The sequence below is a fragment of the Pseudomonas sp. NPDC087029 genome, assembly GCF_044745345.1.
GTDB lineage: Bacteria > Pseudomonadota > Gammaproteobacteria > Pseudomonadales > Pseudomonadaceae > Aquipseudomonas > Aquipseudomonas faucium.
The window spans coordinates 18,020-42,201 of sequence record NZ_JBIVAB010000005.1 but is presented as its reverse complement, the minus strand read 5'-3'; the positions used below and the strand labels follow the sequence as shown (position 1 = coordinate 42,201).

29 protein-coding genes and 4 tRNA genes are annotated in these 24,182 nt (G+C 63.2%); 15 read left to right on the top strand and 18 right to left on the bottom strand.

Annotation, left to right across the window (positions count from 1 at the left end; translation table 11 throughout):
• Window positions 1-26: 26 nt before the first annotated feature.
• The 11 genes from ACIPG5_RS10800 to ACIPG5_RS10750 all read right to left on the bottom strand — a co-directional run bounded on the left by ACIPG5_RS10800 (window position 27) and on the right by ACIPG5_RS10750 (window position 5,297).
• Window positions 27-242: a hypothetical protein gene (locus ACIPG5_RS10800; protein WP_401374856.1), complete on the bottom strand. Its 216-nt coding sequence runs from the start codon at window positions 240-242 to the stop codon at window positions 27-29.
• Window positions 239-538, bottom strand: coding sequence for a hypothetical protein (locus ACIPG5_RS10795; protein WP_401374854.1), 300 nt, complete (start codon window positions 536-538; stop codon window positions 239-241). Before ACIPG5_RS10795 ends, ACIPG5_RS10800 begins: the two co-directional genes overlap by 4 nt.
• Entirely contained in the window at window positions 535-867 is a 333-nt protein-coding gene (locus tag ACIPG5_RS10790; RefSeq protein ID WP_401374852.1) for a hypothetical protein, read from the bottom strand. Before ACIPG5_RS10790 ends, ACIPG5_RS10795 begins: the two co-directional genes overlap by 4 nt.
• On the bottom strand, window positions 864-1,013 hold the full coding sequence (locus ACIPG5_RS10785; protein WP_401374849.1) for a hypothetical protein: 150 nt from the start codon (window positions 1,011-1,013) through the stop codon (window positions 864-866). The genes ACIPG5_RS10790 and ACIPG5_RS10785 overlap by 4 nt, the downstream gene beginning before the upstream one ends.
• Complete coding sequence (locus tag ACIPG5_RS10780; RefSeq protein ID WP_401374846.1) at window positions 1,013-1,240, bottom strand: hypothetical protein; 228 nt, start codon at window positions 1,238-1,240, stop codon at window positions 1,013-1,015. The genes ACIPG5_RS10785 and ACIPG5_RS10780 overlap by 1 nt, the downstream gene beginning before the upstream one ends.
• A gap of 320 nt (window positions 1,241-1,560) precedes the next feature.
• Window positions 1,561-1,914 carry a hypothetical protein gene (locus ACIPG5_RS10775; protein ID WP_401374843.1) on the bottom strand — a complete coding sequence of 118 codons (354 nt, stop codon included), beginning with the start codon at window positions 1,912-1,914 and terminating at the stop codon, window positions 1,561-1,563.
• Window positions 1,915-2,172, bottom strand: a complete 258-nt coding sequence (locus tag ACIPG5_RS10770; protein WP_401374841.1) for a helix-turn-helix transcriptional regulator — start codon at window positions 2,170-2,172, stop codon at window positions 1,915-1,917. It abuts the gene before it with no gap.
• Window positions 2,173-2,263: 91 nt separating this feature from the next.
• The gene (locus tag ACIPG5_RS10765) at window positions 2,264-3,181 is read right to left on the bottom strand and encodes a hypothetical protein (protein ID WP_401374838.1); all 918 of its coding nucleotides are present in this window, start codon (window positions 3,179-3,181) and stop codon (window positions 2,264-2,266) included.
• 72 nt (window positions 3,182-3,253) lie between these two features.
• The gene (locus ACIPG5_RS10760) at window positions 3,254-4,579 is read right to left on the bottom strand and encodes a tyrosine-type recombinase/integrase (RefSeq protein WP_401374835.1); all 1,326 of its coding nucleotides are present in this window, start codon (window positions 4,577-4,579) and stop codon (window positions 3,254-3,256) included.
• Between the two features lie 161 nt (window positions 4,580-4,740).
• Window positions 4,741-4,816, bottom strand: a tRNA-Thr gene (locus tag ACIPG5_RS10755).
• Window positions 4,817-4,886: 70 nt separating this feature from the next.
• Complete coding sequence (locus tag ACIPG5_RS10750) at window positions 4,887-5,297, bottom strand: pilin (protein WP_401374833.1); 411 nt, start codon at window positions 5,295-5,297, stop codon at window positions 4,887-4,889.
• Between the two features lie 215 nt (window positions 5,298-5,512).
• On the opposite strand from ACIPG5_RS10750, the gene ACIPG5_RS10745 reads away from it, so the two are divergent.
• Genes ACIPG5_RS10745 through yacG form a run of 4 tightly spaced genes read left to right on the top strand, consistent with a single transcriptional unit; the run spans window position 5,513 to window position 8,410 of the window.
• Complete coding sequence (locus ACIPG5_RS10745; protein WP_401374830.1) at window positions 5,513-6,721, top strand: type II secretion system F family protein; 1,209 nt, start codon at window positions 5,513-5,515, stop codon at window positions 6,719-6,721.
• A 2-nt stretch (window positions 6,722-6,723) separates the two neighbouring features.
• On the top strand, window positions 6,724-7,590 hold the full coding sequence (locus ACIPG5_RS10740) for a prepilin peptidase (protein ID WP_401374827.1): 867 nt from the start codon (window positions 6,724-6,726) through the stop codon (window positions 7,588-7,590).
• Window positions 7,590-8,213 (top strand): dephospho-CoA kinase, encoded by a 624-nt coding sequence (gene coaE / locus ACIPG5_RS10735; protein WP_401374824.1) that lies wholly within the window; start codon window positions 7,590-7,592, stop codon window positions 8,211-8,213. The genes ACIPG5_RS10740 and coaE overlap by 1 nt, the downstream gene beginning before the upstream one ends.
• Window positions 8,210-8,410, top strand: coding sequence for a DNA gyrase inhibitor YacG (yacG, locus tag ACIPG5_RS10730; protein WP_176513869.1), 201 nt, complete (start codon window positions 8,210-8,212; stop codon window positions 8,408-8,410). The genes coaE and yacG overlap by 4 nt, the downstream gene beginning before the upstream one ends.
• A gap of 141 nt (window positions 8,411-8,551) precedes the next feature.
• Here the strand turns inward: yacG and ACIPG5_RS10725 are convergent, their stop codons facing one another.
• On the bottom strand, window positions 8,552-9,244 hold the full coding sequence (locus ACIPG5_RS10725; protein WP_401374821.1) for an energy-coupling factor ABC transporter permease: 693 nt from the start codon (window positions 9,242-9,244) through the stop codon (window positions 8,552-8,554).
• Window positions 9,245-9,331: 87 nt separating this feature from the next.
• On the opposite strand from ACIPG5_RS10725, the gene ACIPG5_RS10720 reads away from it, so the two are divergent.
• The 3 genes from ACIPG5_RS10720 (at window position 9,332) to ACIPG5_RS10710 (ending at window position 11,647) form a co-directional block, all read left to right on the top strand.
• Complete coding sequence (locus ACIPG5_RS10720; protein WP_176513865.1) at window positions 9,332-9,961, top strand: DUF1780 domain-containing protein; 630 nt, start codon at window positions 9,332-9,334, stop codon at window positions 9,959-9,961.
• Window positions 9,962-10,093: 132 nt separating this feature from the next.
• A complete protein-coding gene (locus tag ACIPG5_RS10715) occupies window positions 10,094-10,267 on the top strand; it encodes a DUF3094 family protein (protein WP_003247547.1) in 174 nt (57 codons plus the stop codon).
• Between the two features lie 84 nt (window positions 10,268-10,351).
• A complete protein-coding gene (locus ACIPG5_RS10710) occupies window positions 10,352-11,647 on the top strand; it encodes an NAD(P)/FAD-dependent oxidoreductase (protein ID WP_176513864.1) in 1,296 nt (431 codons plus the stop codon).
• A gap of 163 nt (window positions 11,648-11,810) precedes the next feature.
• Here the strand turns inward: ACIPG5_RS10710 and ACIPG5_RS10705 are convergent.
• From ACIPG5_RS10705 to rluD, 6 genes are all read right to left on the bottom strand, one after another.
• Window positions 11,811-11,886: transfer RNA gene (locus ACIPG5_RS10705), tRNA-Lys, on the bottom strand.
• 6 nt (window positions 11,887-11,892) lie between these two features.
• A tRNA-Pro gene (locus ACIPG5_RS10700) sits at window positions 11,893-11,969 on the bottom strand.
• A 4-nt stretch (window positions 11,970-11,973) separates the two neighbouring features.
• Window positions 11,974-12,049, bottom strand: a tRNA-Asn gene (locus tag ACIPG5_RS10695).
• A gap of 454 nt (window positions 12,050-12,503) precedes the next feature.
• Window positions 12,504-15,068, bottom strand: coding sequence for an ATP-dependent chaperone ClpB (clpB, locus tag ACIPG5_RS10690; protein WP_176513862.1), 2,565 nt, complete (start codon window positions 15,066-15,068; stop codon window positions 12,504-12,506).
• A gap of 228 nt (window positions 15,069-15,296) precedes the next feature.
• Window positions 15,297-16,037: a peptidoglycan editing factor PgeF gene (gene pgeF, locus ACIPG5_RS10685; protein ID WP_401374816.1), complete on the bottom strand. Its 741-nt coding sequence runs from the start codon at window positions 16,035-16,037 to the stop codon at window positions 15,297-15,299.
• Entirely contained in the window at window positions 16,034-16,996 is a 963-nt protein-coding gene (rluD, locus tag ACIPG5_RS10680; RefSeq protein WP_176513858.1) for a 23S rRNA pseudouridine(1911/1915/1917) synthase RluD, read from the bottom strand. The genes pgeF and rluD overlap by 4 nt, the downstream gene beginning before the upstream one ends.
• A gap of 147 nt (window positions 16,997-17,143) precedes the next feature.
• Between rluD and ACIPG5_RS10675 the strand changes: the two genes are divergently transcribed.
• The 8 genes from ACIPG5_RS10675 to ACIPG5_RS10640 all read left to right on the top strand — a co-directional run bounded on the left by ACIPG5_RS10675 (window position 17,144) and on the right by ACIPG5_RS10640 (window position 24,179).
• A complete protein-coding gene (locus ACIPG5_RS10675) occupies window positions 17,144-18,163 on the top strand; it encodes an outer membrane protein assembly factor BamD (protein ID WP_401374813.1) in 1,020 nt (339 codons plus the stop codon).
• Window positions 18,164-18,256: 93 nt separating this feature from the next.
• Window positions 18,257-18,484 carry a PP0621 family protein gene (locus ACIPG5_RS10670; RefSeq protein ID WP_176513854.1) on the top strand — a complete coding sequence of 76 codons (228 nt, stop codon included), beginning with the start codon at window positions 18,257-18,259 and terminating at the stop codon, window positions 18,482-18,484.
• Between the two features lie 242 nt (window positions 18,485-18,726).
• Window positions 18,727-19,491, top strand: coding sequence for a FadR/GntR family transcriptional regulator (locus ACIPG5_RS10665; RefSeq protein WP_236236420.1), 765 nt, complete (start codon window positions 18,727-18,729; stop codon window positions 19,489-19,491).
• Window positions 19,492-19,581: 90 nt separating this feature from the next.
• The gene (locus ACIPG5_RS10660; protein ID WP_176513850.1) at window positions 19,582-20,784 is read left to right on the top strand and encodes an ABC transporter substrate-binding protein; all 1,203 of its coding nucleotides are present in this window, start codon (window positions 19,582-19,584) and stop codon (window positions 20,782-20,784) included.
• A gap of 65 nt (window positions 20,785-20,849) precedes the next feature.
• A complete protein-coding gene (locus ACIPG5_RS10655; RefSeq protein ID WP_401374808.1) occupies window positions 20,850-21,710 on the top strand; it encodes a branched-chain amino acid ABC transporter permease in 861 nt (286 codons plus the stop codon).
• A 2-nt stretch (window positions 21,711-21,712) separates the two neighbouring features.
• The gene (locus ACIPG5_RS10650; protein WP_401374805.1) at window positions 21,713-22,732 is read left to right on the top strand and encodes a branched-chain amino acid ABC transporter permease; all 1,020 of its coding nucleotides are present in this window, start codon (window positions 21,713-21,715) and stop codon (window positions 22,730-22,732) included.
• Entirely contained in the window at window positions 22,732-23,484 is a 753-nt protein-coding gene (locus tag ACIPG5_RS10645) for an ABC transporter ATP-binding protein (protein WP_176513844.1), read from the top strand. The genes ACIPG5_RS10650 and ACIPG5_RS10645 overlap by 1 nt, the downstream gene beginning before the upstream one ends.
• Window positions 23,484-24,179: an ABC transporter ATP-binding protein gene (locus ACIPG5_RS10640; RefSeq protein WP_176513842.1), complete on the top strand. Its 696-nt coding sequence runs from the start codon at window positions 23,484-23,486 to the stop codon at window positions 24,177-24,179. The genes ACIPG5_RS10645 and ACIPG5_RS10640 overlap by 1 nt, the downstream gene beginning before the upstream one ends.
• Window positions 24,180-24,182: the final 3 nt, after the last annotated feature.

Below are 24,182 nucleotides of genomic sequence, written 5' to 3'. Positions count from 1 at the left end.
GATGAGCGCGGCGGTGCTAACGGTCTTCACAGATCACCCACTTGCTCAGCAACCATGTCGTCAAGCAGTTCGGCCCAGGCCATAGCGGTGTGCTGCGCCATCACGGCGGTGACGCGGGCGGCGATGATCGGCGTGGTGGGCGATGCAATAACGGCTAGCGCCATACTCAGCAGCACCAGCACACCTTGCACGTCACGCAGATCGTCTTGGATATCGCTCGGGAACTGGATAACGGGAGTCATACAAGACATCCGTTAGCAGAAGGCTGGCCAACAACACCATGCGAGGCACCAAGATGGCGGTGGCGCCAGCAATAATTGCCACTGAACGACTGGATCTGCTCGAGGTGACGGGCAATGTCGCAGGCCAGCTCATTGTCATACCCGCCCATCGCCGGGATCACCAACGTCAGCAGGATCTTCTCCAGCTTTTTGTGCTCTTCGCGGGCGAAATTCATGTAGCACATCTCGCGAGCATCCAGCACCGCCGCAGACAGAACCTCACCATCAAGAGCCGCTACTGCCGGGAAGTTAGTCATTGGGCACCCCCGACTTGGGCTGCGGCCTTGAAATGCTCAACCAGCGCAGCGCCTGGGCGCGGCTGGCGCTGGCATTTCTCCAGCGCGGCGGAAACTTCTTCCGATACGCGCAAGGCATGATCCAGGCCGGCCAATGAACCGCGGCAGCGACCTTGAATGCTGATTGATGCGGACGGGAAATCAGCGCCCACGATGGCCGCGATATCCGTAGCAATGCCGCAGCCGATCACCGGAGGAATGCGGAACATCGCTTGGCCAGGCATGGTGACCACAACCTGAGACTGAATGAAGCCCTGTACAGCCTCGACGGCCTGCTGGACGCAAGTCACAGGGCACCGCCTTGCGCTTCCAGGGCGCGGGCGATCTTGGCGTGATGGTTGTAGCGGGCGAGACGGACAGAAAGGGAAGAGTTTGCGCGAAGTGCGGCCAAAGCCAGGCGGCGGTGGGCGTATGCGCGAAGGCTGATGTTCTTCATCACTGGGCACCACCCTTCAGCCAGAAGCTGCGGTAGACCTCATAGGTCGCATCATTGAGGCCAGGGACGAAGCGAGTCGCCAAGGTCTTCGCCACCTCCCCTTCAAGGGCGGCAGTGATGCGGGAAAGCTCAGATGGAGTGGAGTAGCGCGTTAGCGTCTTCAGCAGCTTTGAGCAGTAGGCGCGCTGATGCTCGCGGGATATTTCGGACGGATTGAGGGCGTGCATGGGTCGAGCTCCTAACGTTGAGGAGCTGCCACGAACCGTCGCCAAACGATTTGGGGTGGCAGCTGTACGCAGGTTGGCGAACCGGGACGTTAGGAACCCGGCAGACCCGAAGGTCTCCCGCGCACAGCCGCCATAACACGGGACTGCGGGCACAAAAAAAGCGCCTGCAATCGTGAAGGGGGCGCCTATGCGCCTAACGTGTGACGGGTCGCCAAACCCGGTCGCTGAATTAGCAGCGACGGGCGAACCATACCGAGCATCACGATTGCCTGCAACCAGAAATATCGACCGTTCATCGCGATTCTTGAGCGCCAAACTAATCATGCCGCCACCCGCTGGCGCTGCTTCAGCGGCGAGCACAGCATTTCCAGCACCGCGCTGGCGCGGCGGCGCTCGCTGGCGGGAAGGGTGTACCGGGTCACGGTGCAAGGTTCGCCCCAGTGATTAGGTACACGCTCGAGTTGGCGCTGGAACCTCAGGCCATAGCCATTGGCCAAGCTGCTGATGGTCGAGTGCAAGCAGTGGTCGCCCAGGCGTTCGGCCTCGAAGCGTTGCAAGCTGCCGTCATTCACCATGTACGCTAACACCCGGGCGATCTTGCTCGGCGGCTTGCTGGTGGTAACATTGCCTTGCGACGGGCTGGCCTGCTTACTTTCGGGCTGGCTCTTTTTCATTTATGCCACCTCGCGCAATGCGATGCGCTGGCGCACCCAAGCCTGAATCTCAGCGAGAACGAATCCCACAGGCGATCCGCGCGACTTGCTGTTGCTCAGCGATACAGGGCGGGGGAAGGTCGGATCATCCTTGAGGCGCTTGTATACGGTGGCGCGAGCCAGGCCAGTGATGGCCTCGACCTCGGGGAAGCGGATGATGGTATTGGCAGGGTCGAACTGAGGAGTGGTAGCCCTTGGAATGTGGCTGATCTTGCTCATGTCTGTATCCCGTTGTTGATGACGACGGGGCAAGAATGACAAGAGCCCAACTTGGAGGCGACGACAAAGCCAAGCGTATTTAGTCGATCTTCTAGGGCTGGAAAGTAAGGGTTTTATTTGCCTTGAGTGTCGTCAGAACTTGACCAAAATCGAGCCCTCTTCTGTCGGCAATTCTCCGGGCAACATCCTCTCGTATCGCGTCCATTTCAATCTTGGCGAGTCGCTCTATAGTCCTCATCTCCAGCGGCTTCTGAATAATCGACAACCCCATCAGGTGGAACACAGCCCTTTTGTGAAATGAACGATGGAACTCGTAATTGATGCGCAAGAGCTCAGAGGCGAGCAGGCGCACAGGAAGATCTGCATCGTTTCGCCGGCTAGAGGGTCTCTCCAAGATATCAGGCCCACTCAAATACCTCATGGCGCTACGAGTATTAACCGCGTACCGAAGCTGTTCTCTGAGCACCTCTGGCAGCCAGTCCACATCCACCAATTGATCAAACTCCAACAGCAAATCTTTCATCCGCCGAATAGTGACAGGCCCATCCAGCACAGCTCTATGCTGGGCTCCAGAGACGTAACCACCGATGGCTCCGGCGATGCTCGATACGTTCCGCAGGTATCTGCTAGCGTGCGAGGCGTAGCTGAACGCCTTTGAACTGGTGAAATTCCCGTTCCTGAGACCTCTTCGGATCTCGTTCGAGAAATATTCTCCCCAACGGTCATGGCTCGAAGGGCGATAGCCAAGCGTCTTAATGGAGAGCTCAAATGCAGGCTCGGCAATAAGCCAGTCTAGGCAAGCCCGTCCGTCATCCCCAAGGGCAGCCTCCCCCTCCTCGCTCAAGCTTTCAACGCAAAAATCGACGAGAGCCATAATGTCCTGCTCATCAGAAAGCGAGCTTTCGAGGGTCTTGAACCTCTCGTGAAGAATACGGCCAAACTTTTCCCTCAACAAAGGCCCTGCCTTTGCCAACCGCGTAAATTGTTCAGTGCTAGGTGAATTGGTCACCGATTTCCCTTCCTTCCCAAGAAACTGGATATCCGAACAGTAGTCTATATCTGTCTACCCGTGACCCTAAAACTACTGACCTGGCTTGCCAAAGATTCCCCGCACTGTACTTGTTGCCAGTCCCTCCCGATGTGCAAAGTCGTAGGGCGTGATGTGCGCCTCCCGGTTCGCGTCAAGGTAGTCGGCCCACCACTGAACCATCAGCCGGCGTTCCTCGATGTACTCGGCCTTATGGATGTACGCCGCTCGCACGCTGTTGCGCTCTTGGTGGCTCATCTGTCGCTCGACCGCGTCCTTGCTCCACAGCCCTGACTCGACCAGAGCGGAACAGGCCATAGCCCTGAAACCATGCCCGCACACCTCGGTTTTGGTGTCGTAACCCATGCGCCGAAGAGCCTTGTTCACCGTGTTCTCGCTCATCGGCTTCCAGTGGTTGCTGTCACCCGCGAACACCAGGTCGAAGCGCCCGGTGAGCTGGCGTACCTGCTCAAGCGTAAGCAGGGTCTGGCGGCTCAGCGGCACCAGGTGGGGTGTGCTCATCTTGGAGCCGCGATGCGAGTTCTTCACGCCTTCGATCTGCTGTCGCTCGCCCGGGATCTCCCACATGGAGCGGCTGGTGTCGATCTCTGGCCAACGAGCAAACCGCAGCTCACTAGACCGGATGAATACCAGCAGCGTTAGCTGGGTAGCCAGCCGAGTCAGGGGCCTACCCGTGTCGCGCTCGATCCTTTGCATCAGCTCAGGCAGGTGTTCAAGCGCCAGCGCAGGCCGGTGGACAGTCTTGCGTGTGGCGGTTGCGCCCTGGAGGTCCACCGCTGGGTTGGTGTCGATGTGCCCGTGCTGTACGGCCATACGCATGATTCCGGTCATGTACTGCCGTAGCCGGCCAGCGGTATCCAGAACTTCGCGCTTCTCCACCGCCTTGAGCGGCGCCAGCAGGTCGCGGGTCTTGAGGCCAGCCACCGGGCGCTGGCCCAGGGCCGGGAGCAGATAAGTTTCGATCCGCCGCCACACAGTCGCGGCATGGCCTGGTGACCATTTTTTAGAACAGGCGTCGTGCCAATCCTTGGCCAGCACGCCGAAGGTGTTGGCCCTCGCGTTCGCCGCTTCGACCTTCCCCTGCCTGGCGCTCTCGATAGGGTCTTTGCCATGCGCCAACAACTCCAGCGCTTCGGCTCGGCGCTCACGGGCAGCTTTTAGCGTCAGCGCCGGGTAGTTGCCGAAAGTGGCCAGCCCCTCCCTGCCATCAGGCCGCTTGAACTTCATGCGCCAGATCTTGCTGCCGTTCTTCTTGACCAGCAGGAACAGGCCCTGGCCGTCGAACAGGGTGTAGTCCTTGTCCCGCGGCTTGGCGGCCTCGCATTTGGGGTCTGACAGGGGCGTAACGGTGCGTGCCATAGGTATACGTTTTCTCGTCGAACCGGCGTATACCCTAGCGTATACCTAAAATCGGTATATACCTAGAGACAGAGCGAGACAGCTAGAAACAAGAAAGCCCGCACTTGGCGGGCTTTTCAGGGGGTTCCGTGTACAAGGAGAGACGTATCGGAACAGCTGGATGGTGCCGGAGACAGGAATCGAACCTGCGACCTTCGCGTTACGAGTGCGCTGCTCTACCGACTGAGCTACACCGGCGTGTAGCGCAACGTACCACTGCCGCAGCCGTTACGCAAACCCCTGTTTCCCCTCGCTAATTCCCCTGCCCTCAAGCTCCCTTGCAGCCCGTCGGCGCAAGGTCTTCCTCGATGTTGGTCGCGCAGCTCCAGCCGCTGGCCGAGCGGGTCAGGGTGAGGGTCTTGCCGAGCACGATGGCCGGTGCATCGGCCAGGGTGCAGCCGATGGTGGCGCTGCCATTGGCGGCGCTGCCCTGGGCGGTGATGGCGCAATGGGACGTGGCCGCCTGGCCGCCCAAGGCGGCCACATCGGCCACGTCCTTTCCTTCGTTCAGGCGCAGGTCCATCGCGGTCTTCAGCGCGGAGATTTCCAGCAGGCCGGCGGACGCTTTGGCGCGGGCCTGGTGGTTGGTGTACATCGGGATGGCGATGGTCGCCAGAATGCCGATGATCGCCACGACGATCATCAGTTCGATCAGGGTGATACCGCGTTGCCCTTTCATGAACGTTTTCCTTTTTGATTCGCATACTCGGTGGGGTCAGGCTCGACCCCAGACTCGCAGCGGCGCAGTAGGCCTGAACGGACACCTTTTGTCACCCCTGCCCGTCTGGGCGTCATGCTCGCTGAACTACTCTAGTGAGCCTCAGGGAAGCGCGCCCCTCCAAGGACGCGGCAAGCTGTTTCCAGGCTTGTCGCAACGGCAAAAAGGACCTTTGCATGAAGCATTCGACTCAGCGATACGCCTGGCACGGCACCGATGCCAGTGGCGCAGCCGTCAGTGGCCAAACGCGTGGGCGCAGCCCGGCGTATGTGCGCGCCGGGCTGTTGCATCAGGGGATTCACGTTGCGCATTTACGCGCCGTTGGCGAGTGGGCCTGGCGCTGGCCGAAGGGGCGGGGCAAATGCGACCCGGCGGGCTTCAGCCGGCAGTTGGCGGCATTGCTGAAAGCGGGTGTGCCGCTGCTGCAGGCGTTCGAGGTGATGGGCCGCAGCGGCTGCGATGCCGGGCAGGCGGCGTTGCTGCAGCGCTTGCAACAGGATGTGGGCGCGGGGCTTGGGCTGGCGGATGCCTTGCAGCGCCACCCAGGCTGGTTCGATGCGTTGTACTGCAACCTGGTGCGCGTGGGCGAGCAGTCCGGCACGCTGGACCGGCAACTCGAACAATTAGCGGCGATGCTGGAGCAGCGTCAGGCGCTGCACAAGAAACTGCGCAAGGCGATGCTCTATCCGCTGCTGCTGTTGCTGACAGGCCTGGGGGTGTCGGCGATCTTGTTGCTGGAAGTGATTCCGCGTTTCCAGGCGCTGTTCGCGGGCTTTGATGCGGCACTGCCTGCCTTCACGCAGTGGGTCATCGACTTGTCCACAGGGCTGGGGCGTGTGGCGCCGCTGCTGTTGATAACTGCCGTTGTGCTTTGCCTGGGTGGGCGCGCGCTGTATCGCAAGCACGTGCCGGCCCGCCTGTGGATATCTCGCCAAGCGCTGAGTGTGCCGGTATTCGGCACGCTGCTCGGGCAAGCCGCCCTGGCGCGCTTCGCCCGCAGCCTGGGCACGGCGTATACCGCCGGGGTGCCGTTGCTGGATGCGCTGGGCACGGTAGCCGGGGCCTGCGGGGGCGACTTGCAGCAACGGGCCGTGCTGCGCCTGCGCCAGGGCATGGCCAATGGGCAGGGGCTACACCAGGCGATGACGGCGGAGCCGATGTTTCCGCCCCTGCTGATACAACTCACCGCCATCGGCGAATCCAGCGGCACGCTGGAGCAGATGCTGGATAAAGCCGCCAGCCACTACGAAGAACAGGTCAGCCAGGCGCTGGAGCAGTTGACCAGCCTGCTCGAGCCGGCCATCGTGGCGGTCCTGGGCGTGCTGGTGGGCGGCCTGGTGGTGGCGATGTACCTGCCGATCTTCCAGTTGGGTAGCTTGATCTGAACATGACTTTATGGACTTTGCTGGCTGAACAGCCGGCGTACTTCATCACCTTGGCGGCCTTGCTCGGCCTGTTGGTGGGCAGCTTCATCAACGTGCTGGTGTATCGCCTGCCGATCATGCTGGAGCGCCAATGGCAGCGGGAGGCCCAGGAGGTGCTGGGGCTTGAACCTCATCGGCACGAGCGCTTCGACTTGTGCCTGCCTGCATCCCACTGCCCGCACTGCGGGCACCGCATCCGGGCGTGGGAGAACATCCCCCTGCTGAGTTACCTGATGCTGCGCGGGCGCTGCTCGGCCTGCAAAGGCACCATCAGTGCCAGGTATCCGCTGGTGGAAGCCGTTTGTGCGGCGCTATCGCTGGTGGTGGCCTGGCACTTCGGCCCCTCGCTCGCGGCGTTGTTCGCACTGCTTTTGACCTGGAGCCTGCTGGCCCTGAGCCTGATCGATGCCGACCACGGCCTGCTGCCGGACGTGCTGGTGCTGCCGGTGCTGTGGCTGGGGCTGATCGTCAACGCCTGCGGCACCTTCGTGCCGTTGAACCATGCCTTGTGGGGCGCGGTGGCCGGGTATCTGAGCCTGTGGACGGTGTACTGGCTGTTCAAGCTGGTGACCGGCAAGGAAGGCATGGGCTATGGCGACTTCAAGCTGCTGGCCCTGATCGGCGCCTGGGCGGGCTGGCAGGTACTGCCCCTGACCCTGCTGCTGTCGTCGGTGCTGGGGGCGGTAATCGGCCTGAGTTTGCTGCGCCTGCGCCAGCGCCCGGTGAGCATGGCGATACCCTTTGGCCCTTATCTGGCCATTGCGGGGTGGATTGCTGTGCTCTGGGGTGATGAAATATACGCTTCCTACCTGCAACTGCTTGGATTCTGATGACCTCTGCGGCCTTCACACCTTGGATTCTCGGCCTTACCGGCGGCATCGGCAGCGGCAAGAGCGCAGCCGCCGAACGCTTCGTCGAACTTGGCGTGCACCTGGTCGATGCCGACCAGGCGGCGCGTTGGGTCGTCGAACCCGGCCGCCCGGCCCTGGCCAGCATCGTCGAGCGCTTCGGCCCCGGCGTGTTGCTGGAAGATGGCCAGCTCGATCGCGCGGCCCTGCGCCAGTTGATCTTCGCCGACCCGGCGCAGCGCAAATGGCTGGAGCAGCTGCTGCACCCGCTGATCGGGCAGGAGATTTTCAGTTACCTGGCCAAGGCCCAGTCGCCTTATGCGGTGTATGTGTCGCCGCTGCTGATCGAGTCTGGCCAGCACTTGAAGACCCAGCGTGTGCTGGTGATCGATGCGCCCCAGGCATTGCAGGTGGCGCGCACCTTGCAGCGCGACAACACCAGCGCCGAGCAGGTGCAGGCGATTCTCGACGCCCAACTGGCCCGCGAGGAGCGCCTGCGCCATGCCGATGATGTGGTGGTGAATGACGGCGACCTGGCGGCGTTGCACCAGCAGATCGACCATTTGCACCACTTTTACCTGACTTTACGAGGAGGCCAGCCATGAGCAAGCCATTGACCGTCGATTGCCCGACCTGTGGCGCACCTGTGGAATGGAACGAGAAGAGCGCGTTCCGGCCGTTCTGTTCCGATCGCTGCAAATTGATCGACCTGGGGGCCTGGGCGGCCGAGGAGCACAAGATTCCGGGGGCTGAAGAGTCCGAGGATGAGCTGTATTCAGGGGATCTGGAGCCTCGGCACTAAGCCTGTAGGAGCGGCCTTGTGTCGCGAAAGGGCCGCGCAGCGGCCCCCAAGATTTCCCCGCAATGTCAAAGATCCGGGGGCCGCTTTGCGGCCCTTTCGCGACACAAGGCCGCTCCTACACGCGGCTTCATACCGCGTAGATTACCGCTCATCCTCCTTCCACGGCGCCTGCAGATACCGGGTGCGGTTGAACGTCTCCAGCCATTCCGGGCAAAACACCACCAGCGCACTGATCACCATGCCGTTGATGAACGCCTCCGGGAACATCATCAGCCACAGGTAGCCCACAAAGTCGCTCAACCACTCCGGCATGGCGAAACGCCCATCCAGCCACAGCAAACCCAGCGCCGCCAACACGCAGACCAGTACCGTGAGCGCAGCCGGGAAAAACCCCGAGCAGAAGATGTACACGAACAGGTTGCGCGGCTGCGCTCGCTCGACCAGCAGGGCGCACACCTCGGTAATCAGCACCGGCAAGCCCACCAGCAACAACCCGTTCACCCCTAGCGCTGCCAAGTCCTGCCGCCCCAGCGCCAGCAACCCGAGCTGGGCGAAGAAGCCCCCCAGAATCGCCAGCGGCCAATCCAGCAGCAGGGTCACGGCCGTCATGCCGATGAAGTGGTACGACACCCCGGTATCGAAGTCGCGCCGCACCAGCCACAGGGCAAACAGGCAGAACACCGTGCCAAACAGCAGGTGCTGCCGGCGCCGGTCGGTGAACAGCTCCACCCAGCGGGTACGGCTGGCCGCCCACACCAACAAAGGCACATAACCCAGCCAGCCAAGGCTTAGGCTGGTATCGGACAACACCTGCGCGCTGATCACCTGAGCCATACCCCTTGCCGGCCTGTGGATAAGCTTGAGTCTACACCCATTGAAAACAGCATCTTATCGTCATGGATTAGCGACTAAGCTTGTGGCATGGATGACTCAGACTACCTGCGCCTGCTCACCATCCAGGCCGAACAAGCCAATGCCTTCCTCTCCAATGCACGCAAGTGGGAGCGGGAGCGTTGGGTATGCCAGCGCCTGCTGCAGGGGCTGAACATCCCCTATCGCAGCGAGGATTTCACCCCGGCTGGCCAGGAGCCGCCGGACGTGCTGTTCCGCGATGCGGCCTTCGAGGTGTTTTTCGTGCTCGATGAAGGGCGCCGGCTCAATGACGAATGGCGCGAAGAATTGCAGCGCAGGCGCAGCGCCTTCTCCCTGGCCCAGCTGGTGCGCCGCGAAGCGCGGCCCCGGCGCATCGCCGCCAGCGAGCTGCTGGCGCGCCTGGCCCCGACCTTGCGCAAGAAGGCGCACAACTACCGCGAACGCGGGCTGGAGCTCAACGAGCTGGACATCATCGCCTTCGCCAGCCTCAAGCGCGAGGTGCTCGACCTCAACACCCACTTCCCGCCGCCCACCGAATACCTGCGCCAGGGCTGGCGGTCGCTGTCGCTGGTGGGGCCGACCTTCGCCCGGGTGCTGTTCGCCCACCCCGATGCGCCGGATTTCTTGCGCGGCAACCTGGGGCGCAGCATCGTGTTCGACGTGGGCATCAGTCTTTGATCCAGTGCCGAGAGTCTTTGCGATGGCGTACACTCGGCGCCAGGGATAGAAAGCATTATCATTTGTTTCAAGCGCTTGCATGAACGCTGTAGCGTGCATGCAGTCACAAACGTCTACCTGACGAGGCCCACCATGACCAGCCGCCTGAATCCTGAAGATCAGCGTCGTGTCGATGAGTATCTGCGAGCCCCCCAGCATCAAGTCGAGCGCAGGCCCTTCCGGCCTTGGTTGCTCCTTGCGCTGGTGCTGGCGGTTACCATCGGGTTGGGCCTCATCAGCCGCCTGCTGAGTGGACTGGTGCTATGAGCTGCCTTGCGCTCGCCCTCCCCTCGTGCAGTTTGCGGCCGGCCGGCACGGCCACGGATTCCGTAAACCTTATGAGATATTCCCATGACTCATCGCATCGTGATTGTCGGCGGCGGCGCCGGCGGCCTGGAACTGGCGACCCGCCTGGGTAAAAGCCTGGGCAAGCGCAAGCAGGCCGAGATCACCCTGGTCGACGCCAACCTCACGCACATCTGGAAGCCGCTGCTGCACGAAGTGGCTGCCGGCTCGCTCAACTCCTCGGAAGACGAACTGAACTACGTGGCCCAGGCCAAGTGGAACCACTTCAACTTCCAGCTGGGGCGCATGAGCGGCCTGGACCGTGAAGGCAAGCAGATTCAACTGGCCGCCACCCTCGACGAAGAGGGCCGCGAGCTGCTGCCTGCGCGCACCCTGGCCTACGACACCCTGGTGATCGCCGTGGGCAGCAACACCAACGACTTCGGCACCCTGGGCGCAGCGCAGCACTGCCTGTTCCTGGACACCCGCAAGCAGGCCGAGCGCTTCCACCAGCAACTGCTCAACCACTACCTGCGTGCCCACGCAGGCGACGTGGCCAGCGAGCAGATCAGCGTGGCAATCGTCGGCGCCGGTGCCACCGGTGTCGAGCTGGCGGCCGAGCTGCACCACGCGGCCCACGAGCTGGCAGCCTATGGCCTGGACCGCATCCAGCCCAAGGACATGCACATCACCCTGATCGAAGCCGGCCCGCGGGTGCTGCCTGCCCTGCCCGAGCGCATCAGCGTGCCGGTGCACAAGACGCTGGAAAAACTCGGCGTGAAAGTGCTGACCAATGCCGCGGTCAGCGAAGTGACCGAGGACGGGCTGAAAACCAAGGATGGCGAAGTGATCCAGGCCAGCCTGAAGGTGTGGGCGGCGGGTATCCGGGCGCCGGGCTTCCTCAAGGACATCGATGGCCTGGAAACCAACCGCATCAACCAGTTGGTGGTCAAGCCAACCCTGCAGACCACCCGCGACGACAACATCTTCGCCTTCGGTGACTGCGCCGCCTGCCCGCAGCCGGGTAGCGACCGCAACGTACCGCCTCGGGCGCAGGCGGCGCACCAGCAGGCTTCGATGCTGGCGCAGAGCCTGAAGGCGCGGCTGGAGAACAAAGCCCTGCCGACTTATGAGTACAAGGATTACGGCTCGCTGGTGTCGCTGTCGCGCTTCTCGGCGGTGGGCAACCTGATGGGTAACCTGATGGGCAGCGTGAAACTGGAAGGCTGGCTGGCGCGGATGTTCTATGTGTCGCTGTACCGCATGCACCAGATGGCGCTGTTTGGGTTCTTCCGCACAGCGCTGATGATGCTGGGCAGCAAGATTGGGCGCGGCACCGAGCCGCGGTTGAAGCTGCACTGATTTAGCGAGCAGCATGAGGCCAGGTTGTCTGCACTGGCCTCATCGCCGGCAAGCCGGCTCCCACAGGGGGCATGCGAACTGCACCGAAAGGTGCATTTTTTTTGCTTGGGATAAATGCGAGGCAAAAGAAAAAGGGCATCTCTTTCGAGATGCCCTCTTTACATGGTGGGTCGTGTAGGATTCGAACCTACGACCAATTGGTTAAAAGCCAACTGCTCTACCAACTGAGCTAACGACCCTGAAAATGGTCGGGGTGAGGGGATTCGAACTCCTGACATCCTGCTCCCAAAGCAGGCGCGCTACCGGACTGCGCTACACCCCGAGATTGGCTCCGCGACCTGGACTCGAACCAGGGACCCAATGATTAACAGTCATTTGCTCTACCGACTGAGCTATCGCGGAACTGAACTTCGGTACAACTTCGAAGGCTGTGTTAGCTTCGAACTCTTTAGCTTCTTCGCTTTCGCTTTGTCGCTGCTGAGGCCGGCTATTCTACATTCTTCGTTTTGCTTGTCAACCCCTTTTTTTCATTCAACTTACTGATTTGTAAGTTGTTTTGCGATCACCGTTGTTGCTGGTGATTCGCTTAGTGGCTGACAACGCGGCGTATATTAGGGGCACTCGATTTTAGATGCAAGCAAAAATTTCAAAATTTTCAGCAAGTTATCAAAAAAGGTTGGGAGGCCCAGGTTTTGCGGGGTTTGGGCGGGCGCCATCGCCGGCAAGCCGGCTCCCACACCGACCGCAGCCCGGCTTCGAAAGCATGTGGGAGCTGGCTTGCCAGCGATGGGGACACCACCTATTAAGGCAAAAAAAAGCCCCGCAGAAGCGGGGCTAGTTTTTTCAAGCAGCGAGATCAGGCAAACACGATGTCCTCGCCTTGCACCGTGGCAGTGATCGCCGAACCGGGCAGGAACTTGCCAGACAGGATCAGTTGCGCCAGCGGGTTCTCGATCCAGCGCTGGATTGCCCGCTTCAGCGGCCGCGCGCCGTACACCGGGTCGTAACCCACGGCAATCAGCTTGTCCAACGCCTCCGGGCTCAGGCTCAGCGACAGTTCGCGCTCCAGCAAACGGCTGCGCAGGCGGCCCAGCTGGATCTCGGTGATACCGGCGATCTGCTCGCGGCCCAGTGGCTCGAACACCACCACTTCGTCGATACGGTTGATGAACTCCGGACGGAAGTGCGCACCCACCGCATCCATCACCGCCGCACGCTGCGCCTCGCGGTCGCCTGCCAGTTCCTGGATCTGCGCCGAGCCCAGGTTGGAGGTCATCACGATCACCGTGTTGCGGAAATCCACCGTGCGCCCGTGGCTGTCGGTCAGGCGGCCGTCTTCCAGCACCTGCAGCAGCACGTTGAACACATCCGGGTGGGCTTTTTCCACCTCGTCCAGCAGCACCACCGAGTAAGGCTTGCGCCGTACCGCTTCGGTCAGGTAACCGCCCTCTTCATAACCTACATACCCTGGTGGGGCGCCGATCAGGCGAGCCACGGAGTGTTTCTCCATGAACTCGGACATGTCGATGCGCACCATGGCCTCTTCGGTGTCGAACAGGAACTCGGCCAGCGCCTTGCACAGCTCGGTCTTGCCCACCCCGGTCGGGCCGAGGAACAGGAACGAGCCACTGGGCCGGTTCGGGTCGGACAGGCCGGCACGCGAACGGCGCACGGCGTTGGCCACGGCAGTCACGGCTTCGTTCTGGCCGATCACGCGCTGGTGCAGCAGGTCTTCCATCTTCAGCAGCTTCTCGCGCTCGCCTTCGAGCATCTTGGCCACCGGGATGCCGGTCCACTTGGAAACCACTTCGGCGATTTCTTCCTCGGTCACCTTGTTGCGCAGCAGCTGGTTTTCCGTCTTGCCGTGCTGGTCGACCATCTGCAGGCTGCGCTCCAGGTCCGGGATCACCCCGTACTGCAGCTCGGCCATGCGGTTCAGGTCGCCTTTGCGGCGGGCGGCGTCCAGCTCCTGGCGGGCCTGCTCGATCTTTTGCTGGATCTGCGCCGAGCCCTGCACTTCGGCTTTCTCCGAGGCCCAGATTTCTTCCAGGTCGGAGTATTCACGCTCGAGCCGCTCGATTTCCTCGGTGAGCTTCTCCAGGCGTTTTTTCGCGGCCTCGTCTTCTTCCTTCTTCAGCGCCTGGGATTCCACCTTCAGCTGAATCAGGCGACGGTCGAGGCGGTCGAGCACTTCCGGCTTGGAGTCGATCTCCATGCGGATGCGGCTGGCCGCTTCGTCGATCAGGTCGATGGCCTTGTCCGGCAGCTGGCGGTCGGTGATGTAGCGATGGCTGAGCTTGGCCGCAGCAATGATCGCGCCGTCGGTGATGGCCACCTTGTGGTGCACTTCATAGCGCTCTTTAAGGCCGCGCAGGATGGCGATGGTGTCTTCCTCGCTCGGCTCTTCCACCAGCACCTTCTGGAAGCGGCGCTCCAGCGCTGCGTCCTTCTCGATGAACTGGCGGTACTCGTTGAGCGTGGTGGCACCGACGCAGTGCAGCTCGCCACGGGCCAGGGCCGGCTTGAGCATGTTGCCGGCGTCCATGGCGCCTTCGCCTTTACCGGCGCCGACCATGGTGTGCAGTTCGTCGATGAACAGGATGATCTGGCCTTCCTGCTTGGACAGCTCGTTGAGCAAGCCTTTGAGGCGCTCTTCGAACTCGCCGCGGTACTTGGCACCGGCGATCAGCGCACCCATGTCCAGCGCCAGCAGGCGCTTGCCCTTGAGGCCGTCGGGTACTTCGCCGTTGATGATGCGCTGGGCCAGGCCCTCGGCGATGGCGGTCTTGCCCACGCCGGGCTCACCGATCAACACCGGGTTGTTCTTGGTACGGCGCTGCAGCACCTGCACGGTGCGGCGGATTTCGTCGTCACGGCCGATCACCGGGTCCAGCTTGCCTTCTTCGGCGCGCTTGGTCAGGTCGACGGTGTACTTGTCCAGCGCCTGGCGCGATTCTTCGGCGTTGGCGTCATTCACCGCCGCGCCGCCGCGCAGGTTGTTGATGGCGTTTTCCAGGGCCTTCTTGGTCACGCCCTGGCTCAGCAGCAGTTTGCCGAGCTTGCTGTTTTCGTCCATGGCAGCCAGCACCACCAGTTCGCTGGAGATGAACTGGTCGCCCTTCTGCTGGGCCAGGCGGTCGGCCTGGTTGAGCAGGCGCGCCAGGTCCTGCGACATGTTCACATCGCCGGTGGGGTTCTGGATTTTCGGTAGTTGGTCGAGTTCTTTGACCAATGCCTGGCGCAGGCCGTTGATGTCGAAACCGACTTGCATCAACAGGGGCTTGATGGAGCCACCCTGCTGCTCGATCAGCGCCTGCAGCAGGTGCACCGGTTCGATGGCTGGGTGGTCCATGCCAACGGCCAGGGATTGGGCATCGGATATTGCAAGTTGCAGCTTGCTGGTCAAACGGTCTATTCGCATGGGGATACCTTCCTGTAAGGGCAGGTCGGAGCGATGGACAGCACCTTTAATGAAGAAACCTGCCTGAGATGACCTTATAGATAAGGTTGATTCTGGAAGATTCAAGCGTAGCGGGGTTGACTGGGGTCAGCTTGATGGATTAGCGGGGGCTTCATCGCGGATAAATCCGCTCCTACAGTACCGTGGTGTTTGTAGGAGCGGATTTATCCGCGATAAGGCCGGTACAGGCTAGCGAGGATCCAGCCAGACGAGCGAAGCAAAACGCCCGCCCTGCGGAGTACGGCGATAGGAAAAGAACCGTTCATCCGAAACCGTGCAATAACCACCACCATAAACGGCAGTCACTCCACACGCCGCCAGGCGAACGCGCGCCAGCTCATAGATGTCGGCCATCAGCTTGCCCGGCCGCTCGCCGTCGACAAACGCCCTGGCCGCCTCGGGGTGCACCGCTGTGAAGGCATCGCGCACTTCCAGCCCCACCTCGAACGCCTGCGGGCCGATGGCCGGGCCCAGCCAGACCAGCACCTCTTCAGGCGCCACGCCCAGGCGATCGAAGGTGGCTTCCAGCACGCCACCGGCCAACCCGCGCCAGCCGGCATGGGCGGCTGCCACGCGGGTACCGGCGCGGTCGCAGAACAGCGCAGGTAGGCAATCGGCAGTCATCACGGTGCAGGCAATGCCAGGCTGGTCGGTCCAGCTGGCATCGGCTTCGGCCACAACGGCAGGGTTGGCGTCCGCCACCACCAGCCCATGCACCTGCTTGAGCCAGGCGGGCTGGATGGCGAACTCGCCACTCAGGCGCTGGCGGTTCTCGGCGACCGCGGCCGGGTCATCGCCCACGTGGTCGCCGAGGTTGAAGGTTTCGTAGGGCGGCAGGCTGATGCCGCCCTGGCGGGTGGTGACACAGGCGCGTACCGAGGCCGGGGCCGGCCAGTCGGGGAACAGCAGCGACTGCGTCAGGCCACTCATCCGATAAACGCCTCGCGGTCCTGGTTCAGCAGCGACAACAGCCAGGTGAAGTCGTCCGGCAGGGGCGAGGCCCATTCCATGCGTTCACCGGTGGTCGGATGGTCCAGTGCCAGGAAACGCGCGTGCAGAGCCTGGCGCGGGAAGTTCTTCACCGCCTCGACCATGGCCACGCTGGCCGCCGGCGGAATGCGGAAGCGCACGCCGTATGTCTGGTCGCCGACCAGCGGATACCCCACATGCGCCATGTGCACACGAATCTGGTGGGTACGCCCGGTTTCCAGCTTCACCCGCACATGGGTGTGCGAACGGAAGCGCTTGAGCACGCGGTAGTGGCTGACCGCAGGCTTGCCGCCTTCAGTCACCGCCATGCGCTGGCGCACGCCACCGTGACGGCCGATCGGGGCATCGATCTTGCCCCCGGCGATCACCACGCCCACCACGATGCACTCGTAGATCCGGCTGACCGTGCGGCTTTGCAGCTGCTCGACCAGCTTGGTCTGCGCCTGCAGGGTCTTGGCCACCACCATCAGGCCGGTGGTGTCCTTGTCCAGGCGGTGGACAATGCCCGCGCGCGGCACGTTGATGATATCCGGCACATGGTGCAGCAGCGCGTTGAGCAGGGTGCCGCTGGCATGCCCGGCAGCCGGGTGCACGACCAGGCCGGCCGGCTTGTTGATCACCATGATCTGGTCGTCTTCGTAGACGATGTCCAGCTCGATGTCTTCGGCCACCCACTCGCCCTGGGCCTCTTGTTCGGCCTGCAGAACGAGCAGCGAGCCGCCATGGACGGTATCTCGAGGGCGCACGACCGCGCCATCGACCGTCAGGCGGCCCTCTTTGATCCACGAAGTAAGCCGCGAACGCGAGTACTCGGCGAACAATTGGGCGGCGACCTGGTCGAGGCGTTGACCGCCCAGTTCGGACGGTACCTCTGCGCTAAGTTGAATGATCTCGGACATGCTCGATTCGGCGGGCGTACAGCCTTTGGTTTCGGCTGCACGCTTGTGGTTAAATACGGCTTCTTTTGTCCCGGGGTTGGCCGGGGCGCTCATCATAACAGGACGGCACCGCCCAAGACAGCGGCCGTCAAAGGGACGCAAGCCGCCATGCAAGTGAAACACCTGCTGCTGATCGCCATCCTCGGGCTCACCGCGGCCTGTTCCTCCAATAAGGAAGTCATCGACGAGAACCTCAGCGAGGCCGAGCTGTACCAGCAGGCCCAGGCTGACCTGGACAACTCCAGCTACACCAGTGCGGTGAACAAGCTGAAGGCCCTGGAGTCGCGCTACCCGTTCGGCCGCTACGCCGACCAGGCGCAGCTCGAGCTGATCTACGCCAACTACAAGAACTCCGAGCCCGAGGCTGCCAAGTCGGCTGCCGAGCGCTTCATCCGCCTGCACCCGCAGCACCCGAATGTCGACTACGCCTACTACCTCAAGGGCCTGACCTCGTTCGACCAGGACCGTGGCCTGCTGGCGCGCTTCCTGCCGCTGGACATGACCAAGCGTGACCCAGGTGCCGCCCGCGACTCGTACAACGAGTTCGCCCAGCTCACCAGCCGCTTCCCCAACAGCCGCTACGCGCCCGATGCCAAGCAGCGCATGATCTACCTGCGCAACCTGCTGGCCGCCTACGAAATCCACGTGGCCGACTACTACCTGGGCCGCCAGGCCTACGTTGCCGCCGCCAACCGTGGCCGCTACGTGGTCGAGAACTTCCAGGAAACCCCATCGGTCGGCGACGGCCTGGCAGTGATGGTCGAGGCCTACCAGAAGATGCACCTGGACGAGCTGGCCAACACCAGCCTGGAAACCCTCAAGCTCAACTACCCCGACCACCCGAGCCTGGTCGATGGCCAGTTCCAGCCCAAGCAGACCGAGTCCGATGGCCGCAGCTGGCTGTCCAAGGCCACCCTGGGCCTGATCGAGACCGACGCACCGCTGCCGCCGGGCGAAACCCGCGCCAACCAGGACGTGGTCAAGCAGTTCCAGGACGCCCGCTCGGAAATGCCTGAAGCGCTGCTGCCCAAGGACGAGAATGGCGACCCGATCCTGCCGGAAGGCCCGAAAGAGGCCGAGAAGGACCGTTCGTGGTTCAGCTACATGACCTTTGGCCTGTTCGACTGAGCCATGCGTCGCTAGAAAGGGAGGCCCCAGGCCTCCCTTTTTTATTGGCGGCGTCCTAGACTGACGCCTTCATCACTCGACAAGCTGGACACCATGGTTCGCCTACTTTTCTGGATCGCCCTGATCGCCGCCGCGTTCTGGCTGTGGCGCAAGTTCAAGATCAGCCAGCAGTCGCACGCCGAGCCCAAACTCGACGCGCCCTTGCAGATGGTGCGCTGCGCCCATTGCGGCGTGCACCTGCCCAATGACCGGGCGCTGCACCGCGGTAACGAGTGGTACTGCAGCCCCGCGCACCTTGAGCAAGGGCCTGGGCGTCACTAAGCCTCCCCTCACTCGCTGTAGGAGCGGCCTCGTGTCGCGAAAGGGCTGCGCAGCAGCCCCAGAATCTATGCACCACCGCAAAATCCTGGGGCTGCTACGCAGCCCTTTCGCGACACAAGGCCGCTCCTACACGTTTGCGACCTAATCGTTCCATTTACGACCCCTCCCCCGCGCCAGCATTGACCCACCCCGGCAAAATTCGCTAAATCCTATTTATCCGCATAAATATGAAAAATAGCGAAATGCTCAAACCCAAACGCAAGCGCCAGAAGCTTTCAGACATGATCGTCGAATCGGTCAAGCGCTCGATCGTCACCGAAGCCTTGCACCCCGGCGACCGCCTGCCCACCGAGCGCGAGCTGATGGAGCACTTCGAATGCTCCAAGGGCACCGCCCGCGAGGCGCTCAAGGCCCTGGAAGTCGAAGGCCTGGTCAGTACCCGTACCGGCCCCAGCGGCGGCGCCTACCTCGCCGAAGTCGGCACGGAACCGGCCAGCCGCGCACTGCGCAACTACCTGCACTTCCAGCACCTGGACGGCGAGCAGGTGTACCAGCTGCGCAAGGTCATCGAAGTGGAGCTGGCGGTATCGGTGATGGGCCAGCTCAGCGAGGCGGACTACGCCGCGCTGCAGGCCAACATCGACTTCTGCAGCACCCCGGAAGACAGCGAGCAAGGCCAGCGCGAACAGCGCCTGGCGGAGCTGGAGTTCCATACCCTGCTGGCGCACCGCTGCCCCAACCCGCTGCTGCGCTTCATGGCGGTGTTCCTCAACGACCTGCTGCGCGACCTGGTGGTGCTGAAAAAGGCCTACCTGCCCAAGCGCCAGCAGTTCGCCGCCGCCAACATCGACTACCACAAACAACTGATGCAGGCCCTGCGCGCCAGCGACGAGCCCGCTGTACGCCGGCTGATGCACGAGCACATGTGCGACGCCGAGCACCACATGACCGCCCTTGAAGGCGAGGTCGCCCGCCACTTCCTGCTGGAGTTCGAACACAACCACTGATCCGCCTGTACAGAGGCCTGCACACAGGCCCGGCCGTACCCGCTTTGTCATTGCCACTCCTGCCTAATAACCACAACCAAGGAGTTACCCATGCAAAGACGTACCCTGCTCAAGGCAGGCCTTGCCCTGGGTGCCTTAGGTAGCCTCCCCTTCGGAGCGCACCGGGCATTCGCCAACGAACCGCTGACCTTCTACGGGCTCAAGTCCATGTCCGGTGCCTTCGCCAGCTATGGCAAGTACGCCGACATGGGCTCGCGCCTGGCCATCGCCGAATACCCACAGCTGCTCGGCCGCCCGCTCAAGTACAAAGTCATCGACACCGAAGGCAACGCCGGCAAGGCGGTGCGCAAGGTACAGGAAGCCATCGGCCAGGATGGCGCGCGTTTCTTCCAGGGCTGCACCCTGTCGTCCTCGGCGCTGGCGGTGTCGAAGGAAATCCACAAGGCCGGCGGCGTGTTCATGACCCCGGTCGGCGCCGACGAAATCACCGGCAAGGACTGCAACGCCTCGACCTTCCGCTGGTCGGTGCCCACCTACGGCGCCATCCGCGAGACCCTGGTGCCGATGATTCGCCAACTGCCCCAAGCCAAGCGCTGGTACACCATCACCCCGCAATACGTGTTCGGCGACGCGCTGCTGGACAACGCGCGCAAGGTATTCGCCGAGTTCGGCGTGGAGCACATCGGCAACAGCTACCACTCGCTGCAGGAGCAGGAGTTCTCCGGCTACCTGACCAACGCCATCGCCGCCAAGCCCGACGTGCTGGTGCTGCTCAACTTCGGCAGCCAGTCGTCCAACGCCCTGCGCCAGGCGGTGAACTTCGGCATCAAGGAGCGCATGAAAGTGCTGCTGGTGTGGTCGGCCGGGCTCGACCAGTTCCAGGAGCTGGGCAGCGACGTGCTCGAAGGCGTGTACCTGGGCGCGCAGTACTGGCACCAGGTCGACACGCCGCTGAACAAGCAGCTGGTGGCGGCCACCCGCAAGGCCTACGGCATCAACCCCAACTACCCGCTGGCGGCCGACTACATCGGCACCAAGGTCATGCTCGAGGCGATCGGCAAGGCTGGCAGCTTCGAGGGCGCCGCCGTTTCCGCCGCCTTGCAGGGCATGCACTTCCAGGGCCCGACCGGCGATGAGCTGATCCGCCCCGGCGACCACCAGGTGATGAAGGATTACTACCTGCTGCGCGGCAAGCCCCAGGGGCAGATGCGCGACGAGGACGACCTGGCCGAAGTGATCAGCGCCGGCCGCTCGTTCGTCGAGGTCGACCACACCGGTTGCGCCCTGGCCTGAAGCCGCGGCGTTAGTCAAACACCCCCGTACAGGCAGCCGCACCGCGCGCTGTCGAGGGCACGCTCATGCTCGATTTGTACCTGTTCCAACTGCTCAACGGCCTGGGGCTGGGGATGATCTACTTCCTCATCGCCGTGGGCCTGACGATCATTTTCGGCCTGCTCAACTTCGTCAACTTCGCCCATGGCGCGTTCTTTTTGCTCGGCGCCTACCTGTGCTACACCGCCGTGGCCATCACCGGCAACTTCTGGCTGGCGCTGCTGATCGCGCCGCTGGCCGTGGCGGCACTGGCCTGGGCGGTGGAGCGCCTGTTGATCAAGCGCATCTACCACCTGCCGCACACCTTCCAGATCCTCGTCACCCTGGGCATAGCGCTGATCATCCAGGAGGCCTCGGTGCTGATCTGGGGCCCGGTGGGCAAGAACATCGCCGTGCCGCCCGAGCTGCGCGGGGTGCTGATCATCGGCGACTTCATCTACCCCTACTACCGGCTGTTCCTGATCGGCTTCGCCGCGCTGATCGGCGTGGGCCTGTGGTTGCTGCTCGAGCGCACCCGCTTCGGGGCCCTGGTGCGTGCCGGCAGTGAAAGCACCGAAACCGTGTCGCTGCTGGGCACCAACATCTTCCGCCTGTTCTCCCTGACCTTCGCCCTGGGCGTTGGCCTGGCCGGAGTCGCCGGGGTGCTGTTCGCCCCGCTGCGCGGCGCCCAGCCGTTCGTCGGCCCGGAAATCCTCGGCATCGCCTTCGTGGTGGTGGTGATCGGCGGCAAGGGCTCGTTCGGTGGCGCCCTGGTGGGTGGCCTGCTGGTGGGCGTGGTGCAAAGCATGATGACCAGCCTCTGGCCGCAAGGCGCCAGCCTGATGATCTACGGCGCCATGGCGGCGGTGATCCTGGTACGTCCCTACGGCCTGTTCGGGAGAGCATGACAATGAGCGAGAAAAATCCATTGCCCGTGGCCAAGGGCCGCGCGCCAGCCCTGCTGTTGCTGGTGGTCGCAAGCCTAGTGGCGCTGCCGCTGGTGCTGCCGTCGGCCACCCTGGCCACCGAGATCCTGATCTTTGCCCTGGCGGCGCTGGCCTGCAACCTGCTGCTGGGCTACACCGGCCTGCTGTCGTTCGGCCAGGGCATCTTCTTCGGCGTGGGCGCCTATGGCGCGGCGCTGCTGATGATCCACCTCAAATGGGGGATGTTCGGCGCGTTGCTGGGCGCAGCACTGTTCGGCGCCTTCCTCGCCTTGCTGGTGGGGGCCTTGGCGATCCGCCGCAAGGGCATCTACTTCGTCATGCTGACCCTGGCCTTCAGCCAGATGGCCTACTTCCTGGCCTACACCCTGAGCGGCTGGACCGGAGGTGACAACGGCCTGCTCGACGTGCCGCGGCCGAACATCGAGATCGCCGGCCACGTGCTGGTCGACCTGGGCGACCCTCGGCACTTCTACGTGTTCGTCGCGGTGCTGTTCCTGCTGATCTTCGCCGGCGCCCTGCGGGTGATCCGCTCGCCCTTCGGCAGCACCCTGCTGGCCATTCGCGAGAACGAAACCCGCGCCGCCGCCATCGGCTACGACACCCGCCACTTCAAGATCCTGGTGTTCATGCTGTCCGGCGCCATCACCGGTATCGCCGGGGCGCTCTACGCGATGCTGTTGCACTTCGCGCCGCTGTCGAACATCGACCTGATGATGAGCGAGAACATTCTGATCATGACCATCGTCGGCGGCACCGGCTCGCTGTTCGGCTCGTTGCTCGGTGCCGGCGCCATCGTGGTGCTGGGCGATGTGCTGTCGGAGCTGTGGCCACGCTGGCTGATGCTGCTGGGGGCGATCCTGATCCTGGTGGTGGTGTTCATGCGCGGTGGCCTGTGGGGCGGCCTGGCCGACCTGGGCAAACGCCTGCAACCCTCGCGCCGGGCCGCCGCCAAGGCGCCCGCCAAGAGCAAGGAGACCCTGTGATGAGCGACTACCTCCTGCAAACCCGCAACCTCGAGCTGGCCTACGGGCCATTCAAGGCCGTGGCCGGCGTCGACCTGAACGTGCGCGCCGGCACCATCCACACGGTCATTGGCCCCAATGGCGCCGGCAAGACCAGCCTGTTCCACTGCCTGACCGGTGAACGCCAAGCCACCGCCGGCAAGATCCTGCTCAACGGCCAGGACATCATCCGCAAGCCGTCCCACGGCCGGGTGGCGCTGGGCATGGCCCGCTCGTTCCAGCTCACCAGCCTGTTCCAGAACCTCTCGGTGCGCGAGAACCTGCGCCTGGCCGCCCAGGGCCGCGACGGCCTGGGCGCGCTGAACTTCTGGCGCAGCGTGGAGCACAAGCGCAGCCACTGGGACACCGCCGACCAGGTGCTCGAGCGCCTGAAACTGACTGCCCGCGCCGACACCCTGGCCGGCGAGCTGTCGCACGGCCAGCAACGGGTGCTGGAGGTGGGCATGTCGATCTGCGCCAAGCCCACCTTGCTGATGCTCGACGAGCCCACCTCGGGCATGGGCATCGACGACATCCCGGTGATGACCGCGCTGATCAGCGACCTGGGCCGCGACCACACGGTGCTGCTGATCGAGCACAACATGAGCATCGTCATGTCGATCAGCCAGCGCATCACCGTCATGAGCCACGGCCAGATCCTGGTCGAGGGCACCCCGGAACAGGTGCGCAACGACGAGCGCGTGCGCACCGCCTACCTTGGAGAGGCCGCCTGATGCTCAACGTCGAATCGATCCATTCCTACTACGACAAGAGCCATGTGCTCGAAGGGGTTTCGCTGCAGGTGGGCGATGGCGAGCTGGTGACCCTGCTGGGGCGCAACGGCGCCGGCAAGACCACCACCCTGCGCAGCATCCTCGGCATCGTCCGGCCGCGCCAGGGGCAGATCAGCTTCAACGGCCAGCAGCTGGTCGGCCGCGAGATCTTCGATATCGCCCGCCAAGGCATCGCCCTGGTGCCCGAGCATCGCGGCATCTTTCGCCAGCTCAGTGTCGAGGAAAACCTGAAGATTGCCGTGCGCAAGGACAGCCGCTGGCAGCTGGAGGATGTGTACGGCATGTTCCCGCGGCTCAAGGAACGCCGGCGCAACGGCGGCTTCGCCCTCTCTGGCGGCGAGCAGCAGATGCTGGCCATCGCCCGCGCCCTGCTCAACGACCCCAAGCTGCTGATTCTCGACGAGCCCACCGAAGGCCTGGCGCCGGTGATCGTCGACGAGCTGGTGAAGATTTTGCGGCGGATCAAGGGCGAAGGCCTGTCGATCTTGCTGGTGGAGCAGAACCTGATGGTCTGCGACGCCCTCGCCGACCGCCATTACGTGCTCGAACAAGGCCGCGTCGCCTACCAGGGCAGCGCCGCCCAGTTCCGCGAAGACCCGAGCATCAAGAACCGCTACCTGGCCCTGAGTGCCTGAAAG

What these genes read in the sequence shown, in the direction of transcription:
- ACIPG5_RS10800 (WP_401374856.1), bottom strand. Translation starts at nt 242, where the DNA reads ATGACTCCCGTTATCCAGTTCCCGAGCGATATCCAAGACGATCTGCGT.
- ACIPG5_RS10795 (WP_401374854.1), bottom strand. Translation starts at nt 538, where the DNA reads ATGACTAACTTCCCGGCAGTAGCGGCTCTTGATGGTGAGGTTCTGTCT.
- ACIPG5_RS10785 (WP_401374849.1), bottom strand. Translation starts at nt 1,013, where the DNA reads ATGAAGAACATCAGCCTTCGCGCATACGCCCACCGCCGCCTGGCTTTG.
- ACIPG5_RS10780 (WP_401374846.1), bottom strand. Translation starts at nt 1,240, where the DNA reads ATGCACGCCCTCAATCCGTCCGAAATATCCCGCGAGCATCAGCGCGCC.
- ACIPG5_RS10775 (WP_401374843.1), bottom strand. Translation starts at nt 1,914, where the DNA reads ATGAAAAAGAGCCAGCCCGAAAGTAAGCAGGCCAGCCCGTCGCAAGGC.
- ACIPG5_RS10770 (WP_401374841.1), bottom strand. Translation starts at nt 2,172, where the DNA reads ATGAGCAAGATCAGCCACATTCCAAGGGCTACCACTCCTCAGTTCGAC.
- ACIPG5_RS10760 (WP_401374835.1), bottom strand. Translation starts at nt 4,579, where the DNA reads ATGGCACGCACCGTTACGCCCCTGTCAGACCCCAAATGCGAGGCCGCC.
- ACIPG5_RS10750 (WP_401374833.1), bottom strand. Translation starts at nt 5,297, where the DNA reads ATGAAAGGGCAACGCGGTATCACCCTGATCGAACTGATGATCGTCGTG.
- ACIPG5_RS10745 (WP_401374830.1), top strand. Translation starts at nt 5,513, where the DNA reads ATGAAGCATTCGACTCAGCGATACGCCTGGCACGGCACCGATGCCAGT.
- ACIPG5_RS10740 (WP_401374827.1), top strand. Translation starts at nt 6,724, where the DNA reads ATGACTTTATGGACTTTGCTGGCTGAACAGCCGGCGTACTTCATCACC.
- coaE (WP_401374824.1), top strand. Translation starts at nt 7,590, where the DNA reads ATGACCTCTGCGGCCTTCACACCTTGGATTCTCGGCCTTACCGGCGGC.
- yacG (WP_176513869.1), top strand. Translation starts at nt 8,210, where the DNA reads ATGAGCAAGCCATTGACCGTCGATTGCCCGACCTGTGGCGCACCTGTG.
- ACIPG5_RS10725 (WP_401374821.1), bottom strand. Translation starts at nt 9,244, where the DNA reads ATGGCTCAGGTGATCAGCGCGCAGGTGTTGTCCGATACCAGCCTAAGC.
- ACIPG5_RS10720 (WP_176513865.1), top strand. Translation starts at nt 9,332, where the DNA reads ATGGATGACTCAGACTACCTGCGCCTGCTCACCATCCAGGCCGAACAA.
- ACIPG5_RS10715 (WP_003247547.1), top strand. Translation starts at nt 10,094, where the DNA reads ATGACCAGCCGCCTGAATCCTGAAGATCAGCGTCGTGTCGATGAGTAT.
- ACIPG5_RS10710 (WP_176513864.1), top strand. Translation starts at nt 10,352, where the DNA reads ATGACTCATCGCATCGTGATTGTCGGCGGCGGCGCCGGCGGCCTGGAA.
- clpB (WP_176513862.1), bottom strand. Translation starts at nt 15,068, where the DNA reads ATGCGAATAGACCGTTTGACCAGCAAGCTGCAACTTGCAATATCCGAT.
- pgeF (WP_401374816.1), bottom strand. Translation starts at nt 16,037, where the DNA reads ATGAGTGGCCTGACGCAGTCGCTGCTGTTCCCCGACTGGCCGGCCCCG.
- rluD (WP_176513858.1), bottom strand. Translation starts at nt 16,996, where the DNA reads ATGTCCGAGATCATTCAACTTAGCGCAGAGGTACCGTCCGAACTGGGC.
- ACIPG5_RS10675 (WP_401374813.1), top strand. Translation starts at nt 17,144, where the DNA reads ATGCAAGTGAAACACCTGCTGCTGATCGCCATCCTCGGGCTCACCGCG.
- ACIPG5_RS10670 (WP_176513854.1), top strand. Translation starts at nt 18,257, where the DNA reads ATGGTTCGCCTACTTTTCTGGATCGCCCTGATCGCCGCCGCGTTCTGG.
- ACIPG5_RS10665 (WP_236236420.1), top strand. Translation starts at nt 18,727, where the DNA reads ATGCTCAAACCCAAACGCAAGCGCCAGAAGCTTTCAGACATGATCGTC.
- ACIPG5_RS10660 (WP_176513850.1), top strand. Translation starts at nt 19,582, where the DNA reads ATGCAAAGACGTACCCTGCTCAAGGCAGGCCTTGCCCTGGGTGCCTTA.
- ACIPG5_RS10655 (WP_401374808.1), top strand. Translation starts at nt 20,850, where the DNA reads ATGCTCGATTTGTACCTGTTCCAACTGCTCAACGGCCTGGGGCTGGGG.
- ACIPG5_RS10650 (WP_401374805.1), top strand. Translation starts at nt 21,713, where the DNA reads ATGAGCGAGAAAAATCCATTGCCCGTGGCCAAGGGCCGCGCGCCAGCC.
- ACIPG5_RS10645 (WP_176513844.1), top strand. Translation starts at nt 22,732, where the DNA reads ATGAGCGACTACCTCCTGCAAACCCGCAACCTCGAGCTGGCCTACGGG.
- ACIPG5_RS10640 (WP_176513842.1), top strand. Translation starts at nt 23,484, where the DNA reads ATGCTCAACGTCGAATCGATCCATTCCTACTACGACAAGAGCCATGTG.